Annotated in this window: 12 protein-coding genes and 1 pseudogene; 9 read left to right on the plus strand and 4 right to left on the minus strand. The window is 35.6% G+C overall.

Going from position 1 to position 15,342, the window contains the following annotated elements; genetic code table 11:
• Window positions 1-49 precede the first annotated feature (49 nt).
• The 8 genes from QLQ94_RS15730 (at window position 50) to QLQ94_RS15765 (ending at window position 10,007) form a co-directional block, all read left to right on the plus strand.
• Window positions 50-1,144 (plus strand): sensor histidine kinase, encoded by a 1,095-nt coding sequence (locus QLQ94_RS15730; protein WP_271336833.1) that lies wholly within the window; start codon window positions 50-52, stop codon window positions 1,142-1,144.
• Window positions 1,145-1,148: 4 nt separating this feature from the next.
• Window positions 1,149-1,904 (plus strand): LytR/AlgR family response regulator transcription factor, encoded by a 756-nt coding sequence (locus tag QLQ94_RS15735; protein WP_482497742.1) that lies wholly within the window; start codon window positions 1,149-1,151, stop codon window positions 1,902-1,904.
• 172 nt (window positions 1,905-2,076) lie between these two features.
• Window positions 2,077-3,147 carry a hypothetical protein gene (locus QLQ94_RS15740; protein WP_271336836.1) on the plus strand — a complete coding sequence of 357 codons (1,071 nt, stop codon included), beginning with the start codon at window positions 2,077-2,079 and terminating at the stop codon, window positions 3,145-3,147.
• 170 nt (window positions 3,148-3,317) lie between these two features.
• Window positions 3,318-4,457 (plus strand): efflux RND transporter periplasmic adaptor subunit, encoded by a 1,140-nt coding sequence (locus QLQ94_RS15745; protein ID WP_271336837.1) that lies wholly within the window; start codon window positions 3,318-3,320, stop codon window positions 4,455-4,457.
• Between the two features lie 32 nt (window positions 4,458-4,489).
• On the plus strand, window positions 4,490-7,645 hold the full coding sequence (locus QLQ94_RS15750; RefSeq protein ID WP_482497744.1) for an efflux RND transporter permease subunit: 3,156 nt from the start codon (window positions 4,490-4,492) through the stop codon (window positions 7,643-7,645).
• Window positions 7,645-9,054, plus strand: coding sequence for an efflux transporter outer membrane subunit (locus tag QLQ94_RS15755; protein ID WP_482497746.1), 1,410 nt, complete (start codon window positions 7,645-7,647; stop codon window positions 9,052-9,054). Before QLQ94_RS15750 ends, QLQ94_RS15755 begins: the two co-directional genes overlap by 1 nt.
• Before the next feature lie 249 nt (window positions 9,055-9,303).
• Window positions 9,304-9,834: a carbonic anhydrase gene (locus tag QLQ94_RS15760; RefSeq protein WP_482497748.1), complete on the plus strand. Its 531-nt coding sequence runs from the start codon at window positions 9,304-9,306 to the stop codon at window positions 9,832-9,834.
• 26 nt (window positions 9,835-9,860) lie between these two features.
• Window positions 9,861-10,007: a hypothetical protein gene (locus tag QLQ94_RS15765; protein WP_427402650.1), complete on the plus strand. Its 147-nt coding sequence runs from the start codon at window positions 9,861-9,863 to the stop codon at window positions 10,005-10,007.
• A gap of 261 nt (window positions 10,008-10,268) precedes the next feature.
• Here QLQ94_RS15765 and QLQ94_RS15770 read toward each other — a convergent pair.
• The 3 genes and pseudogenes from QLQ94_RS15770 to QLQ94_RS15780 form a co-directional block, all read right to left on the minus strand.
• Window positions 10,269-10,735: pseudogene (locus tag QLQ94_RS15770) on the minus strand (glucosamine-6-phosphate deaminase); the annotation flags it as partial.
• Between the two features lie 125 nt (window positions 10,736-10,860).
• On the minus strand, window positions 10,861-11,655 hold the full coding sequence (locus tag QLQ94_RS15775) for a glycoside hydrolase family 88 protein (protein WP_271336841.1): 795 nt from the start codon (window positions 11,653-11,655) through the stop codon (window positions 10,861-10,863).
• A 231-nt stretch (window positions 11,656-11,886) separates the two neighbouring features.
• Window positions 11,887-12,075: a hypothetical protein gene (locus tag QLQ94_RS15780; protein WP_482497750.1), complete on the minus strand. Its 189-nt coding sequence runs from the start codon at window positions 12,073-12,075 to the stop codon at window positions 11,887-11,889.
• A gap of 387 nt (window positions 12,076-12,462) precedes the next feature.
• Here QLQ94_RS15780 and QLQ94_RS15785 point away from each other — a divergent pair, with 387 nt between their 5' ends.
• Complete coding sequence (locus QLQ94_RS15785) at window positions 12,463-13,113, plus strand: GNAT family N-acetyltransferase (protein ID WP_482497752.1); 651 nt, start codon at window positions 12,463-12,465, stop codon at window positions 13,111-13,113.
• A 234-nt stretch (window positions 13,114-13,347) separates the two neighbouring features.
• Here QLQ94_RS15785 and QLQ94_RS15790 read toward each other — a convergent pair whose 3' ends face one another.
• Window positions 13,348-15,339: an ATP-binding protein gene (locus QLQ94_RS15790; RefSeq protein ID WP_482497753.1), complete on the minus strand. Its 1,992-nt coding sequence runs from the start codon at window positions 15,337-15,339 to the stop codon at window positions 13,348-13,350.
• Window positions 15,340-15,342 lie beyond the last annotated feature (3 nt).

Below are 15,342 nucleotides of genomic sequence, written 5' to 3' on the forward strand. Positions count from 1 at the left end.
CATTTTTGCCTTGATCATCTTAATTTACCAACTGTCATTATAGTAGCCTATGAATTCAAATACGCCAAATAAAACTGCTGGTAAGAATTTTTTCTATAAGTATTATAGAATTATAGTGATACCGGTTGTCTTTTTGCTCTATCTCTCCTCGTATTATTTTTTGAATCCTTATCAGGATTTTGAACAGAATACTTTGTTAGTTTTAGATTGGACAGTCGATATTTTTATAATTTTAATGTATTGCGCGGTACTTACGGAATTAAGTCTTTTTGTTGGCCGTAGTTTGAATCATTGGATAAGTTGGGATCAAAAGCCTATTTTCAGGGCCTTTGCACAATTTGTATGTCTTATTGTAGGGAATATTCTTTTAAATTATTTCTTTTCATGGTTGTGGCATTTTTTCTATTCCTGGACACCACTAAAAGAGAGTGAACTTGTACAAATATGGCAGTCAAATTTAATGGCTGCTATATTGTCTCTTTTTATAAGCTTTATCCACACCAGTATATTTTTACTTAATCGTTGGCGCGTTACTTCTGAAGAAGCCGCTGAATTAAAAATTCAGGCCTCTCAATTACAGCAAGCTGTAATGCGCTCAGAATTAGATTCTTTGAAGTTGCAGCTTGATCCGCATTTTGTATTTAATAATTTCAGCACCCTGACAGAATTAATTCATGAAGACCAGCAATCAGCAGCTTCATTTCTCGAGAATATTACACGGGTTTACCGTTACATGATTTCAAATCTTGATAAGGATACCATTACTGTAAGGGAAGAAATAGAATTTTTGAATGCTTATTTTTATCTTCTAAAAAAGCGTCTTGGCGAAAAGGTAGAATTGAAACTACAAGTAGATATGGGATGTTTAGATTTTCATTTGCCGCCTTTAACATTGCAATTGCTGGTAGAAAATGCTGTAAAACACAATAGTGCAACATTGTCAAATCCACTTATTATTGCGATTTATTCAGATGTTGGAGATCTTGTTGTTCGTAATAATTTGCAATCAACATCCGGCAAAAGCTTTGTGTCTACTGGAGTTGGTAATAAAAATATCGAGTTTAGATATAAGATTTTGTTTGACAGAATGCCTGTTTTTTCTGAGTCCAATGGTTTTTATTGTGTACGTCTGCCCTTAATATAATACTATGAAAATTTTAATTGTAGAAGATGAAAGTATCAACGCCAACCGTCTTAAAAGACTGTTGGAAGAACTAGAGCCTGAGTGCGAGATCTTAGGAATAATAGATACTGTTCACGAAACTGTAAAATGGCTGAATAGCAATGAAATGCCGGATTTAATCACAATGGATATCAGGCTGGCAGATGGTATAAGCTTTTCGATTTTTGAAGAAGCAAAGATCAGCTGTCCTGTAATATTTACTACAGCGTATGACGAGTATGCGGTAAGGGCTTTTAAGGTAAACAGTATTGATTATTTGATGAAACCAATCGAGAAAAATGAACTCGAACAGGCACTTACCAAATTTAAATCTTTAGCAAAAGTTAAAAATGATACTGATGATATTGCCGGAATATTAAAAGGTTTCATGAATAAACCTTCTTTTAGATTGCGTTTTTTAGTAACCTATCGTGATGGTTATAAAAGCGTTGATGTTGCAGATATTGATTTTGTATATTCAGAATTTAAAACCTCGCACCTTTTTCTGAAAAATGAAACCATAATACCAATTCCTCAAACCATGGAGGAACTTGAAGAAGAACTTGATCCCGATGTTTTTTTTCGAGCCAACAGACAATTTTTTATTCGCGCCGAAAGCATAAAATCAATTGCCAATTATTTTAATGCCAAACTTAAAATTCAGCTTCAGGCAGATCCCGAGCGCGAGGTTATTATAAGCAGAGAAAAAGCCCCTTTTTTTAAGCAATGGATGGATCGCTAAAACAGTGATTAAAATTCATTTTAGAAGACGTAACCTACTATTGGGTTCATATAATCGCTGTTTGGGTAAGACTTACCTGAATTTACAGATACACTCGTTTTAATTTTGTTGTTATATCATTTTCTGACCTAATGTTTATTGTTCAGGATTGATTGCATCAAAATTATTAATAATGAAATACTCCGTCAGGACATTTTTAAGACTTAAACAGTGCTTGCAATTTATTGCGCTTTGGGTCACTGCTTTTTTTTTCTATGTCTTTATCAGCTATAGCATAATCGATGATTCTTATTTTCTAAATCAACAGCTTACTACGGCAGATTTTTTAGTATCAGAACTTTCCAGAGCTTTATCGACAGGAGTATTCATGGGGTTTGTTTTTTATCTTTTACAAGAATATATCTATCCTCGTTTTTTTCATGGTTACGGTATTCTGATGGCCAGTTTACTCCAAAGTCTCTTGTTTATAATGGTCTGTTATATTGTATTTATAATTGTTCTTCAGCTTAGTAAAGTGCATTATATCAGAATCAATAATTTAATTGCATTACGGTTTAATGCAAAGTGGCTCACATGTTTTACCATTTATTGTTTGATAGTTCACCTCTTCATTACACTGGTACAGGCTTTTCGCCAAAGGTTAGGCGGTAATTACTGTAAAAGTCTGCTGCACGGCAATTATATGAGTCCGGTTATAGAATATCGGATTTTTATGTTCCTCGATATGTATCCTTCAAGAACAATAGCAGAAGTTGAACATTATCAATACAGTCACTTATTGCAGGAATGTTTTATTGATTTATCCGAAATAGTGACAGAACAGAATGCAGAAGTATATCAATATGTTAATGATGGAGTAATCCTGACATGGAAAGTCAAACAAGGATTTGAAAGAAAGCAATGCATAGCCCTCTATACTATTTTTTCTTCCAGACTATTAGAAAAGAAAGATTTATATCAAAAGAAATTTGGTTTAGTTCCCAAATTCAAAGCTTCAATTAATGAGGGGCTTGTAACTGTTGCCGAAATAGGCCAGATAAAAACAGAAATTGCTTATCATGGTGATGTATTAAGTACGACAGCAAGTGTTCGTGATTTGTGCCGCGATCAGGGAAATCTTCTCATTACGCAGGCATTTTTTAAACAATTATCATTTTTGGAGCAGGATAACTTCACGGAGATTGAAACAACTGTTTTACGCGGCAAAAAAAGACCCGTTGTTATCTATAAATCCAACGGATAAAAAATATAATTCTACTTCTTAAATAGAGGCAAGTGTGCTGTTTTTCTCAGTTGTGCTATTGTTCGTTTCAGTATCAAAATAATACGTTTGGGTAAAGTTCCAAAAATTAAAAAGGCATTTGAGTTGTTATTTTGCCGTCAAATTCGATGTATTCATTAAAATGAAATAAAATGACAAAACAGTTTTTCCAGAATAATAAGACACTTAGCAATATGGTAGTTTTATTAATTATAATTAGCTTTTCTTCATGTGGCAAAAGCGGACCAGGCGCAGAAGCTTTTGCACCTCCAAAACCAGAAGTAGATTTTTTTCAGGCTGCAATCATTACAGGTGAAGTAGAAAAAAAATATCCGGGAATTATTGAAGGTTCAGTAAACGTTGACATCAAACCTCAGGTGTCAGGATATCTTGAAGCAATTTATGTAAAAGAGGGCGATTATGTCAACAAAGGGCAATCGTTGTTTAAAATCAAGGCAGATGTTTTTAAAGAGCAAGTAAACAACAGTCAGGCAGCTTATAAAAATGCCCTGGCAAATCTTGCAAATGCCAAGTTAGAAATCGAAAAGATCAAACCGCTTGTTGATGCAAAAGTATATTCTGACATGCAGCTAAAAACGGCACAGGCAAATTATGAAGCAGCATCTGCACAGGCAGCACAAGCAAAAGCAGCACTGGGATCATCACAGATCAATGCCGATTTTTCTTTGATAAAAGCTCCCGTAAGCGGTTATATCAGCAGAATTCCTAATCGCGTAGGTAATCTTGTTACGCCAACAGATCCTGTTCCGTTGACTATTCTTTCTGAGATTAATACTGTATTTGTTTATTTCTCATTAAGTGAAGCCGATTATCTGTCTTTCTTAAAAGACTCAAAATCAAACCAAACAGTTAGTCTGATTCTGGCTGACGATAGTGTATACGAGCATCAGGGAAAATTAGAAGTTGCGAGTGGTAATATTGATCGTACGACAGGAACCATAGCTTTAAAAGCCATTTTTCCAAACCCTAAAAAACAATTGCGTTCAGGAGGTTCAGCGCGAGTAGTATTAAACAATAGTCTGAACTCAGTAATTACAGTTCCAATGGCAAGTGTAAAGGATATTCAGGACAAATTTTTTGTTTACGTTCTAAAAACGGGCAACAAAGTAGGGATGGTTCCTATTGAAATTGCCGGTAGCACCGGAACGGATTATTTTGTAAAAAGTGGTGTAAAATCAGGTGACAAGATCGCATTGAACAGTATTGATTTGCTGTACGATAATGTCGAAGTAGTTCCTAAAATTGCTGCGAAAGCACTCAGCAATAAATAATTTTTTGGTTTTAATATTAAATAACATTTTCCATGTTAAAAAAAATAATAGACAGGCCTGTATTGGCTACGGTTATCTCCATTGTTTTGGTGATATTAGGTATCATAGGTCTTACAAGATTATCGGTAACGAGGTTTCCTGATATTTCGCCGCCAACCGTAATGGTAAGTGGTTCTTATCCCGGAGGAAATAGTGAGACCGTTATTCGTTCTGTGGTAACACCTCTCGAGGAGCAGATTAATGGTGTTGAAAACATGCAGTATATAAAATCTACAGCCAGTAATGACGGATCTTTTTCGATCAGTGTCATTTTTAAACAAGGTGTAGATCCGGATCAGGCTGCGGTAAACGTTCAGAACAGAGTACAGCAAGCGACGCCAAAACTACCTCAGGAAGTTGTAAGAATGGGACTTACAACTTCGAAGCAGCAAAATAGTATGATTGTTGTTTTTAATCTTTATACAGATGACAACAATAAATACGATGAGTTGTTTTTGCAAAATTATGCCAACATCAATCTTGTTCCCCAAATTAAGCGTGTTCCCGGTGTAGGACAGGTACAAATTTTTGGACAGAAAGATTATGCAATGCGAGTATGGCTTGATCCTCGAAAAATGGCCAATGCCGGACTTGTACCTTTAGATGTAACGCAGGCAATTGCCAGTCAAAGTTTAGAGTCAGCTCCGGGAAAACTGGGCGAAGAATCAAAAGCAGCATTAGAGTACGTTATCCGATATAAAGGAAAGAAAAACAAACCGGAACAATATGAAAACATTGTTGTTAAAAACGATGGTAATAATATCTTAAGGCTTAAAGATGTTGCAAGAGTAGAGTTTGGTTCTATTTCATACAGTGGAGATAATAAATCCAGCGGTAAAAATGCCGTAACAATGGCAATCTTACAAACTTCAGGTTCGAATGCAAATGATATCGAGATAGGTATTAATCAGGAAGTAGAAAGATTGTCTAAATCTTTTCCTCCCGGTATCAAGTACGTTAACGTAATGAGTACCAAAGAGCGGCTTGATGAAGCCACGGGACAGGTAAAATCTACTTTGATGGAAGCATTCGTTCTGGTTTTTATAGTAGTTTTTATTTTCCTTCAGGACATTCGATCTACAATTATTCCGGCAATTGCAGTTCCTGTTGCTATTATAGGAACATTTTTCTTCCTGCTCGTATTTGGATTTACCATAAATATCCTAACGCTTTTTGCCTTGGTACTTGCCATTGGGATTGTCGTCGATGATGCTATTGTGGTCGTCGAAGCTGTGCACAGTAAAATGGAAGAAGATTCCGGTCTTACTGCTAAAGAGGCGACTCATAGCGCGATGACAGAAATTACGGGAGCAGTTATCTCGATAACCTTAGTAATGTCAGCTGTATTTATTCCAATTGGTTTTATGACAGGATCATCAGGTATTTTCTATAAGCAATTTGCCTATACACTTGCGATTGCAATTATTATTTCGGCAGTAAATGCACTTACCCTTACGCCGGCATTATGTGCGCTTTTGCTAAAGAACAATCATAATGGAGAACATAAAGACAATAGTCATAAAACAGGATTTAAAGAACGTTTTTTTATAGGTTTTAATACAAGCTTCAATAACTTAACAGGAAAGTATATCAAAGGAGTTCGTTTTCTAATTGGCAGAAAATGGCTTGCAGGAGGATTAGTTGTAGGAATCAGTGCGATTGCTATCATGATGATGATATCTACTCCTAAAAGTTTTGTACCTCTTGAAGATGATGGTTTTATGATTTACAGTTTATCGATGCCACCTGGTACAGCATTAGATCGTACTACAGAAGTGGTAAAGAAAATGGAGAAAGAACTTTCTACAGTAGAAGCAATTGCGAACAATACCAGTATTACAGGTTTTAACATTTTGAGTAATAGTGCCAGTACTGCCTACGGATTAGGATTTATAAAATTAAAACCTAAAAAAGAAAGAGGAGAAGTAAAGGATATCGAAACGATCCTGAATAACGTAAGCGGTAAATTATCGAAGATAAAAGAAGGTTCTATAATGGTGCTTAGAATGCCTCCCGTTGAAGGATTTGGTGTTACAAGTGGAGCAGAAATAGTGCTTCAGGATAGAACAGCACGTGATCCGGCAACATTAAAAGCGATGGCTGATAAAGTAATAGGGCAAATAATGCAACAGCCCGGAGTGCAATATGCTTATACGACTTTCAGGGCAGATTATCCGCAGTTTGAACTTGAAGTAGATGAGGAAAAAGCGAGCCAAATGGGAATCAATGTTCGAGATCTCCTGAATAATATTCAGACTTATTTTGCCGGAGACCAGTCAGCAGATTTTTCAAGATTTGGAAAATTTTACAGAGTAAATGTTAAGGCCGATGGTGTTTTTAGAACTGATCAGGATGCCTTTAACGAAATCTTTGTTCGTAATGCCAAAATGGAAATGGTTCCTGTAAAATCCCTGGTAAAACTTCGTAAAGTTTACGGACCGGAATCTGTTAATCGTTATAATCTTTATAATTCGGTTAATATTACGGCGGTAGCATTACCGGGATTTAGTAACGGACAAATTATGGGAAATCTTGAAACGGTTCTGGATAAACTTCCATCTGATTACAGCTACGAATGGACAGGATTGAGTCTTGAAGAAAAAGCAGGAGGAAACCAGACTATTGCCATTTTTGGATTATGTCTTCTTTTTGTGTTCTTTTTACTGGCAGCCCAGTACGAAAGTTATTTATTGCCGCTTGCAGTTTTACTTTCTATCCCAACCGGAATATTAGGTGCTTTTGCAGGAGTCAAAGCGGTGGGACTTGACAATAATATTTATGTTCAGGTAGGATTAATCATGCTTGTAGGTCTTCTGGCAAAGAACGCCATTCTTATTGTAGAGTTTGCCCTTCAGAGGCGTAACGCCGGTTTGTCAATAACCGAAGCCGCCATAGAAGGAGCAAAGTCAAGATTAAGACCTATTATAATGACATCCCTGGCATTTATTGCAGGTATGATTCCTTTGATGTTTGCCTCTGGAGGTACAGCAATTGGAAACAGATCTATTAGTGTAAGTGCTGCTATTGGAATGTTTAGCGGAGTAGTTTTGGGAGTTTTTGTAATTCCGTTACTTTTTATACTCTTCCAATATCTACAAGAAAAAGTATCCGGTAAAAAGAGTGTAATTCAACCTATAAAAGAAGAATAATGAGAGTACTATTTAAAATTGGAGTTTCTTTATTTACGGGTGTTTTGCTAACATCATGTGTGGTAGGGAAAAAATATGCTCGCACAGATTTAAATGCACCTGAAAAATATCGTGAAGAAGTCGCATTAACCGGAGATACAGTTTTGCATCCCTGGAAAAGTTATTATAAAGATCCGCTACTGGTTGATTTGATCGAAAAAGCCCTCGTTAAAAACAACGAGGTGCTTATCGCCATGAAAAGTATGGAACAGCTTGATCTTACTTACAAACAGGCAAAATTATCGTTATTGCCAACGCTTGATTTTGATGCAGGTGCGAGCCGTAGTTATCAGTCTAAAAATTCGCTTAATGGTTCTTTGAGTGCACAATTTATTGGCAAGGATTATATGGACGATTACAGTGCAAATCTTAGATTATCCTGGGAAGCTGATATATGGGGAAAAGCGGCCATGCAAAAAAGAGATGCCAAAGCAGGTTATTTTGCTCAGAAAGAAAATCTTTCGGCCCTAAAAACAAGAATTATAGTGCAGGTTGCCCAATCTTATTATAACCTTTTAGGATTAGACGAACAGCTTAAAATAGCGCAGAAAAATATTGATTTGAGTAATAATACTTTAAGTATGATGCAAATGCAATATAAATCCGGTATGATAAGTTCATTGGCAGTTTACCAAACGGAGGCACAAAAGAAAACAGCGGAATTGTTGGTTCCTTTAGCAAAGGCAAATATAGCGGTTCAGGAAAATGCATTGCAAATTTTATGTGGTGAATATCCTAACAGTATTACACGAACAGGAAATCTTGATGTAGCAGAATTTGCTGTTGCTTTGCCGTCAGGAATTCCCGTATCACTTTTAAGCCGAAGACCAGATGTCAAGGCTGCTGAGTATGCCGTTATGTCTGCCAATGCTAAAACAGGTTTGGCAAAAGCAACCATGTATCCAACGTTGAGTCTTAGTCCATCTATTGGAGTGAATTCTTTTGAATTTGATACCTGGTTTAATTTCCCGGGTTCAGTTACAAAAACCATTGCGGCAAATTTGGTACAGCCTATCTTTAAAAAACGTGCTTTAAGAACAGCTTATGAAATTGCTGTTTTAGAACAAGAGAAAGCCGTTGTTCAGTTCAAACAATCATTTATTGTAGCTGTAGGAGAAGTTTCAGACGCGATGTCAAGATTAAAAAATGCTGATGAACGTATAGGACTTGCTACAGAAAAATCAGTTTCATTAGATAAGGCAACCAGCGATGCCAATTTACTTTATAAGAGCGGAATGGTAACTTATCTGGATGTTATTGTAGCACAAAATGGTGCTTTGCAAAATGATCTTGATGTTGTGACCATCAAATTAGAAAAATTGAATGCAGCAATAAATTTATATCGTGCTTTAGGCGGCGGGGTAGAGTAAGCTTACTATTTTAGAAAAAAATCCATCATCTGTTTTTTATAGGTGATGGATTTTTTATGAGTTGTAATTAATGAAAAAGCGGTTGACAGGGATACTTTTCACTATTTAAAAGTGAATTTATTTTATTATAATTTAAATGTTTGTTTTTACATTTAAAGAATAAATAGCAATAATGTTGTGGTGATTTTTTTTAAGAATCTAAAAAGTGAATTAATACCAAGACCATTATTTAATTTTAATGATTATCTCATGAAAAAAAGTGTAGTTATCTTTTCTTTATTTTTTGTTATTGGCTGCCAAAACTATCATTCTGCAGTAGTAAGTCAGGAAAAGACAAATGAAATCATGTCGATTGATAAGAAAGATATTATTTCTTCAGATATCTTAACGTCTGAACAACAGGCAAAACTTACTCCCATTGAAGTATTGGAACGATTAAAAAGCGGTAACAAAGCTTTTGTCGAAGATAATCTTACGATTCTTAATACTACAGAAAGAGTCAGGAAAGCATCTTTAGGGCAGTATCCAAAAGCAGTAATTCTTTCTTGGCTGGATTCTCGTGTTCCTGTCGAAGATGTTTTTCATAGCGGTATCGGAAATCTATTTGTTGCGAGAGTAGCAGGAAATATCGTAAACGATGATATTTTAGGAAGTTTGGAATATGCGTGCAAAGTTTCAGGAGCAAAAGTAGTTTTAGTTTTAGGCCATGAATATTGCGGTGCTATCAACTCTGCTATAAGTGATTTGAAATTAGGTAATATAACTACTTTGCGTTTGTAGAAGCGGTATGTGATGCAAATGTTTTATTGGATATCGATCAAATTCGTGAGAGAAGCAGTATTCTAAAGGAAATGGAACAAAAAGGCGAAATATTAATAGTTGGCGCTGTTTACAATATGCAAACAGGAGAAGTACAGTTTTTTGATGCTGATAAAACTGTTCATAGAAGGTAAAGCTATAAACGAATGATTATTTTTATGAATGTCAAGCCATTATAAATTTAAAAAGAGTTTTGAAAAACCAGTTTGTGAATACTAGTATAAAAGAAACACGAATTTCACTAATTAGCACAAATTGTAAGTGGTTAATTTAGTTTGTGAAATTTGGGTTCAAAATTGTTCTCTAATATTTGTGCACACAGACTGGGTTTTCAAAGCTCTTTTTTTAATTATGCGAAGGGATTTCATTGATTAATCCCGGGAAAATCATTCTAATTAAAACTCCCATCTCACAAAAGCTTCCATAGCAGCATAACGGGATAACCCCAATTGATTGTAGAGTTCAGCAGTTTCGCTGTTTCTGTCTTCGGCTCTTTGCCAAAATTCCCTTGCATCTGTTCCCTGAAAAACAACACCATCTTTTTGCGATTGATGTTTGAAAATTTCGTGACGTTTTGCCAGAACCTGATCCGGACTCATTGGTACCGCCATTTCAACCTCGCCAATTCCCCATTCCTGCCAGGCACCTCGATACAACCAAACCCAGCAATCGTTCATAAATGGTTTTGGTTTTAATGTTTTTACAGTTTCAAAAATTGCATCCAGACAAACTTTGTGAGTTCCGTGCGGATCTGCCAAATCTCCGGCTGCATAGATTTGGTGTGGTTTTATTTTTTCGATTAAATCCATCGTCAATTGAATGTCTTCCTGACCTAAAGATTTTTCTCAATAGTTCCGGTTTCTAAGTTAATAGCGGCAAAACTTGATTATCGATTTTTGCTTCCTGCGCAAAAGTGTTTTGAGCAAGAAGTATGATAAATACAAAAATAAATGTGGTTTTTTATAATTTTCATCTCAGTTGGCTAAATTACGATTTCTGCGAGAAATCAATTTTTTTGATTGTAGCGTATCTTTTTAAAGCTTCCAGATAGTAATAATCAGCGTAACCAAGTGGTGTATCAATCTCTGAATTGTATAAAAAAGCACCTACGCTATGTTTTAATAAAAAGAAGCTATTCTCACCCGGTTTTGCTAAATAAGCATCTGATGATAGCGATTTTAATATATCCTCGGCATAGTTTGCGTACTTTTTTCCGTCTTTTGCCTGAGTACTCAAATCTAATAAAGCGGATGCTATTACAGCAGCAGCAGACGCATCTCTTGGCGCACGTTCAGCAATATCTAAGGCATTGTGTACATCAAAATCCCAAACGGGAACTTTATCTTTTGGCATTCGCGGATGGTTCATAATAAAAGAGGCAATATGTTCTGCTTGTTCCAGAAACTTTGGATTTTTAGTATTGGCATAACACAAGGTATACCCATATAATCCCCAAGCCTGACCACGCGCCCAAGCCGATTCGTCTGTAACACCCTGATGTGTTGCTTTGCGCAATACTTTGCCTGTTTTGGGATCATAATCAACCAAATGATAAGAACTGTAATCTTTTCTAAAATGGTTTTTCATAGTGGTTAAAGCGTGCGTAGTAGCGGCATCAGTATATTCGGGTTTGTTAAACTGATTGGCACTCCAATATAAATATTCGAGGTTCATCATATTATCGATAATTACAGGATAATGCCACCATGCAAAGTCCCAGGAACGAATTTTACCCACTGTTGGACTAAAACGGGCATAAAGTTTTGCAGCGCCATCTGCCAAAACGGGAAGTTAAATTTTGTCTCCCATAATTCTGTATGCATTTCCGTAAGAACAAAAAAGCATGAAACCCACATCATGGGTATTTTTTATATTTCGAATAGAATCCAATGCGAGCGTAAACTTTTTTGCTTCGTTTTCTAATGTTTTGTCTCCTGTAAGTTCATATCCGTACCAAAGACTTCCGGGAAAGAAACCCGTTGTCCAATCGGTTAAGCCGGCTAATCTTACCGTTCAGTCGGGATTTACAGAACGCGGATTTTTTCCCGGTTTATAAGTTTGTGCCGCTTTGTTTAATTGAAACTGAATTACCCCAGTTGTTTTTTTAAACCAAGCCAAAGAAGGATCATCAGGACTGGGCTGGGCAAAAGCACTTAAGGTAACGGTGAAAATGGCAAGAAATAGGTTAAAGGTTTTTTTCATAGTTGAATCGTTTATATCTGTACTCTTTTTGTTTGAATATTTTATAAAGCGAAGTTAAACGGGAGGTTGAAAAAGGACTTTCAGTTTTTATTATAAATGTTTTGAATTTGTGTAAATCTTGTCTCCGGAGGATTTTAAGAGACGAAATCCCAGTTATTGAGCAAAAATTGTTTTGTTATCAAAATGAGAAGATTTTATCATTTTGATAGCTGCATTAATCGTCTATAAAACATTGTTTATTTTTTAAGTGCTTGATATTCAGTAGCTAATTTGTGTGATTTGTTTAGGATGTTGTATTTGGTATCTAATTTGAATATAAGATGCTGTATTTCTAATAAATTCAATACTTAACATTATTAATAAAACGGGAAATACGTTAAGCCAAATATGAAAACCCAACAGAATATTATAGATTTTGCAGGCAAGGATTTCCTGCTATCAGAGCCATTTTTAAATAAAACAACTTTACTAAGCAACAATCAGATCGCTGAAAAGCTACTCGATTTTACGATTGAAGCAACGAATGCGAGTCACGTTTTGTGGATCAAAGAAATAAGCGATATGACATTAGCATCTGCTTTAGCTCGCGGAACTGGTATCTCCGGCCGTTCTGCGGAATTGCTTCAGGAAAAAATTAAAAAAGGCGAAGCAATTATCGCTTTTGCAACAGATGGGCGATGGGCAGGTTTTTCTTTTATCTCTTCCTGGGATAATGGTCAGTTTGTTTCTAATTCCGGATTGATTGTAGCGCCTGAATTTAGACACACAGGTCTGGCAAAAAAGATTAAAAGAAAGATTTTTGAGTTAAGCCGCCAGAAATATCCTGACGCAAGGATATTTAGTCTGACTACCGGGCTGGCAGTTATGAAAATGAACCATGAACTGGGTTTTGAACCCGCTACTTATTCAGAGTTAACTACTGATGATGTTTTTTGGGAAGGATGTAAGTCTTGTATCAATTGCCCGATATTAATGAGTAAAGAGAGAAAAAACTGTTTGTGTACAGCGATGGTTTATAATCCTAAACATACTATCTAAGACGAAAGAAACAAATTGCAGGCACAAATATTCAGGATTGCTGCTCTTTGATTTGCTGGTTATTCATTGAATTTTGTGTCGGAGTGAGAGAATAAAATTCAGAAGGCATAAAAAAGTCCGTTTTTTTACGAAATCCTGATTGGGAAATTTGTGAAAAGACGGACTTTTTAGAATTTGAATTCTATTCTGGTAAATTAAAATCCTGAACAGATGATTTCTATTGGTATATTTATTTTATCGAAGTTTTTTTAGAATTGTAGTGACTTCAATGATTTCATTATGCAAAATATTGATCTTATCAAGGGTTTCAGAACTAAATTGCCCGCGGAATGCTTCTTTCTCAATAATAGATACATAATTACTTAAATCCTTAAGCAGGAATATATCAAGACTTGACTTCATGTTATGCGAAAGCCTTTTAACGGTATCTATATCATTATTATTAATTGCCAATCCTAAAAGGGTTATTTCATTGGGGATTTTTTCTAAAAAAAGGTCAATCATTTCTTGTCTAAAGCCTAAATCACCAAAGGATACTTCTTCTAAGAAAGAAAGATCTATTTTTCTTTTCAATACAAGGGTAACATCTTTGCTCAACGCCATTTTTATAGCCTCTAAAAGCGCTTCCTGTTTAAAAGGTTTTGGCACATAAGCATTCATTCCTTCATTATAACAGCGTTCCTGTTCGCCAACAAGAGAGTGCGCGGTCATGGCAATAATAGGAATGTTTAATTTCATTGTATTCCTGATGTACTGTGTAGTTTGATAACCATCTTTGACAGGCATCTGAAGATCCATTAGAATTAGATCATATTTATTTTTTGATAAAAATTCTAATCCTATTTCTCCATTTCCTGCAATATCCAATTCAAAACCAAAATTACGGATAACGTTTTTTACCAGTTTTTGATTTAAAAAATTGTCTTCGCAAAGAAGTATTTTTAGTTTTCCTAAATTATAATCTGATAACGGCAGGTTTACTGTCTCAATATAATTTGCTTTTTTATAGTTAAGCACAAAGAAAAATTCAGAACCGCGTCCAGGTTTGCTTTTTACCTGAATTTCGCCATTTTGCAATTCAATTAATTGTTTTACAATATTAAGGCCAAGTCCTGTACCGCCAAATCTTCTGGTAGTACTTTCTTCTGCCTGGGTAAATCGTTCAAAAATATGCTCAAGCTTTTGCTCCGGTATTCCAATACCGGTATCTTTTATAGAGAATTTAAGCGAATAATATTCGGCAGTTTCTTCGATATTTTTTACGGAAACAGTTACTTCGCCTTCTTCAGTAAATTTAAGGGCATTGCCGGTTAGGTTTACTAAAATCTGGTTAAGTCTTCCCTGATCACCAATAACGATTTCAGGCATATCAGCATCAAGAAAGAGATTAAATTCGACCGCTGCAGGCACTTTTACTTTTAGTAAATTATAGATATGTTTAAGCGAGTTTTTTAGATTGAAGGGTTGTTCATCAATCGTTAAATTACCAGATTCGATTTTCGAAAGATCAAGAATATCATTTACTATTAAGAGTAAGTTTTCCTGTGCAATTTGCATACTTTCAATATAATCGCGCTGAACAGCATTTAGATTTGTTTGGTCTAAAAGATCTGTAAAACCCATTATTGCATTAAGTGGCGTCCTGATCTCGTGACTCATATTAGCTAAAAAACTATCTTTTGCCAATACAGCACGTTGGACAATTTTTTTCTGAGCAGCTAATTCAAGGTTCTTAGTTCTTAGTTCCAGTTGGTTGATCACATGCTTTGCAACAATAGAGAGCGCATTGAGCTGGTTTTCGCTCAGCTCTTTAGAAACATGGTCAATAGCACAAATAGTTCCAATGTTATAGCCATCAGGCGTGGTAAGCGGAATACCTGCATAAAATCTGACTTTGAGCCCGTCAACAACATTTGGATCATTTTTAAAACGTTCGTTTAAATACGTATCACGAATTTCAACCGTTTTTGATTCCATAATTGTATATCGGCAGAAAGTAATTTCGCGTGGTACCTCTGATGCACCAAGTCCAATTTCAGATTTAAACCATTGTCTGTTTTTATCTATAAAAGAAATATGCGCAATAGGAACATTACAGATGTAGGCAACCAGTTTAGTTGCATCATCAAAAGCATATTCAGGAAGCGTATCAAGGATATTGTATCGCTTTAATGCTGCCAGACGTTCTGACTCATTATGCGGTAGGGGACTTTCAGGATTATTCATTAT

The organism is Flavobacterium sp. B114r (assembly GCF_056824125.1).

What these genes read in the sequence shown, in the direction of transcription:
- QLQ94_RS15730 (WP_271336833.1), top strand. Translation starts at nt 50, where the DNA reads ATGAATTCAAATACGCCAAATAAAACTGCTGGTAAGAATTTTTTCTAT.
- QLQ94_RS15760 (WP_482497748.1), top strand. Translation starts at nt 9,304, where the DNA reads ATGAAAAAAAGTGTAGTTATCTTTTCTTTATTTTTTGTTATTGGCTGC.
- QLQ94_RS15780 (WP_482497750.1), bottom strand. Translation starts at nt 12,075, where the DNA reads ATGAAAAAAACCTTTAACCTATTTCTTGCCATTTTCACCGTTACCTTA.
- QLQ94_RS15735 (WP_482497742.1), top strand. Translation starts at nt 1,149, where the DNA reads ATGAAAATTTTAATTGTAGAAGATGAAAGTATCAACGCCAACCGTCTT.
- QLQ94_RS15745 (WP_271336837.1), top strand. Translation starts at nt 3,318, where the DNA reads ATGACAAAACAGTTTTTCCAGAATAATAAGACACTTAGCAATATGGTA.
- QLQ94_RS15750 (WP_482497744.1), top strand. Translation starts at nt 4,490, where the DNA reads ATGTTAAAAAAAATAATAGACAGGCCTGTATTGGCTACGGTTATCTCC.
- QLQ94_RS15755 (WP_482497746.1), top strand. Translation starts at nt 7,645, where the DNA reads ATGAGAGTACTATTTAAAATTGGAGTTTCTTTATTTACGGGTGTTTTG.
- QLQ94_RS15790 (WP_482497753.1), bottom strand. Translation starts at nt 15,339, where the DNA reads ATGAATAATCCTGAAAGTCCCCTACCGCATAATGAGTCAGAACGTCTG.
- QLQ94_RS15785 (WP_482497752.1), top strand. Translation starts at nt 12,463, where the DNA reads ATGAAAACCCAACAGAATATTATAGATTTTGCAGGCAAGGATTTCCTG.
- QLQ94_RS15740 (WP_271336836.1), top strand. Translation starts at nt 2,077, where the DNA reads ATGAAATACTCCGTCAGGACATTTTTAAGACTTAAACAGTGCTTGCAA.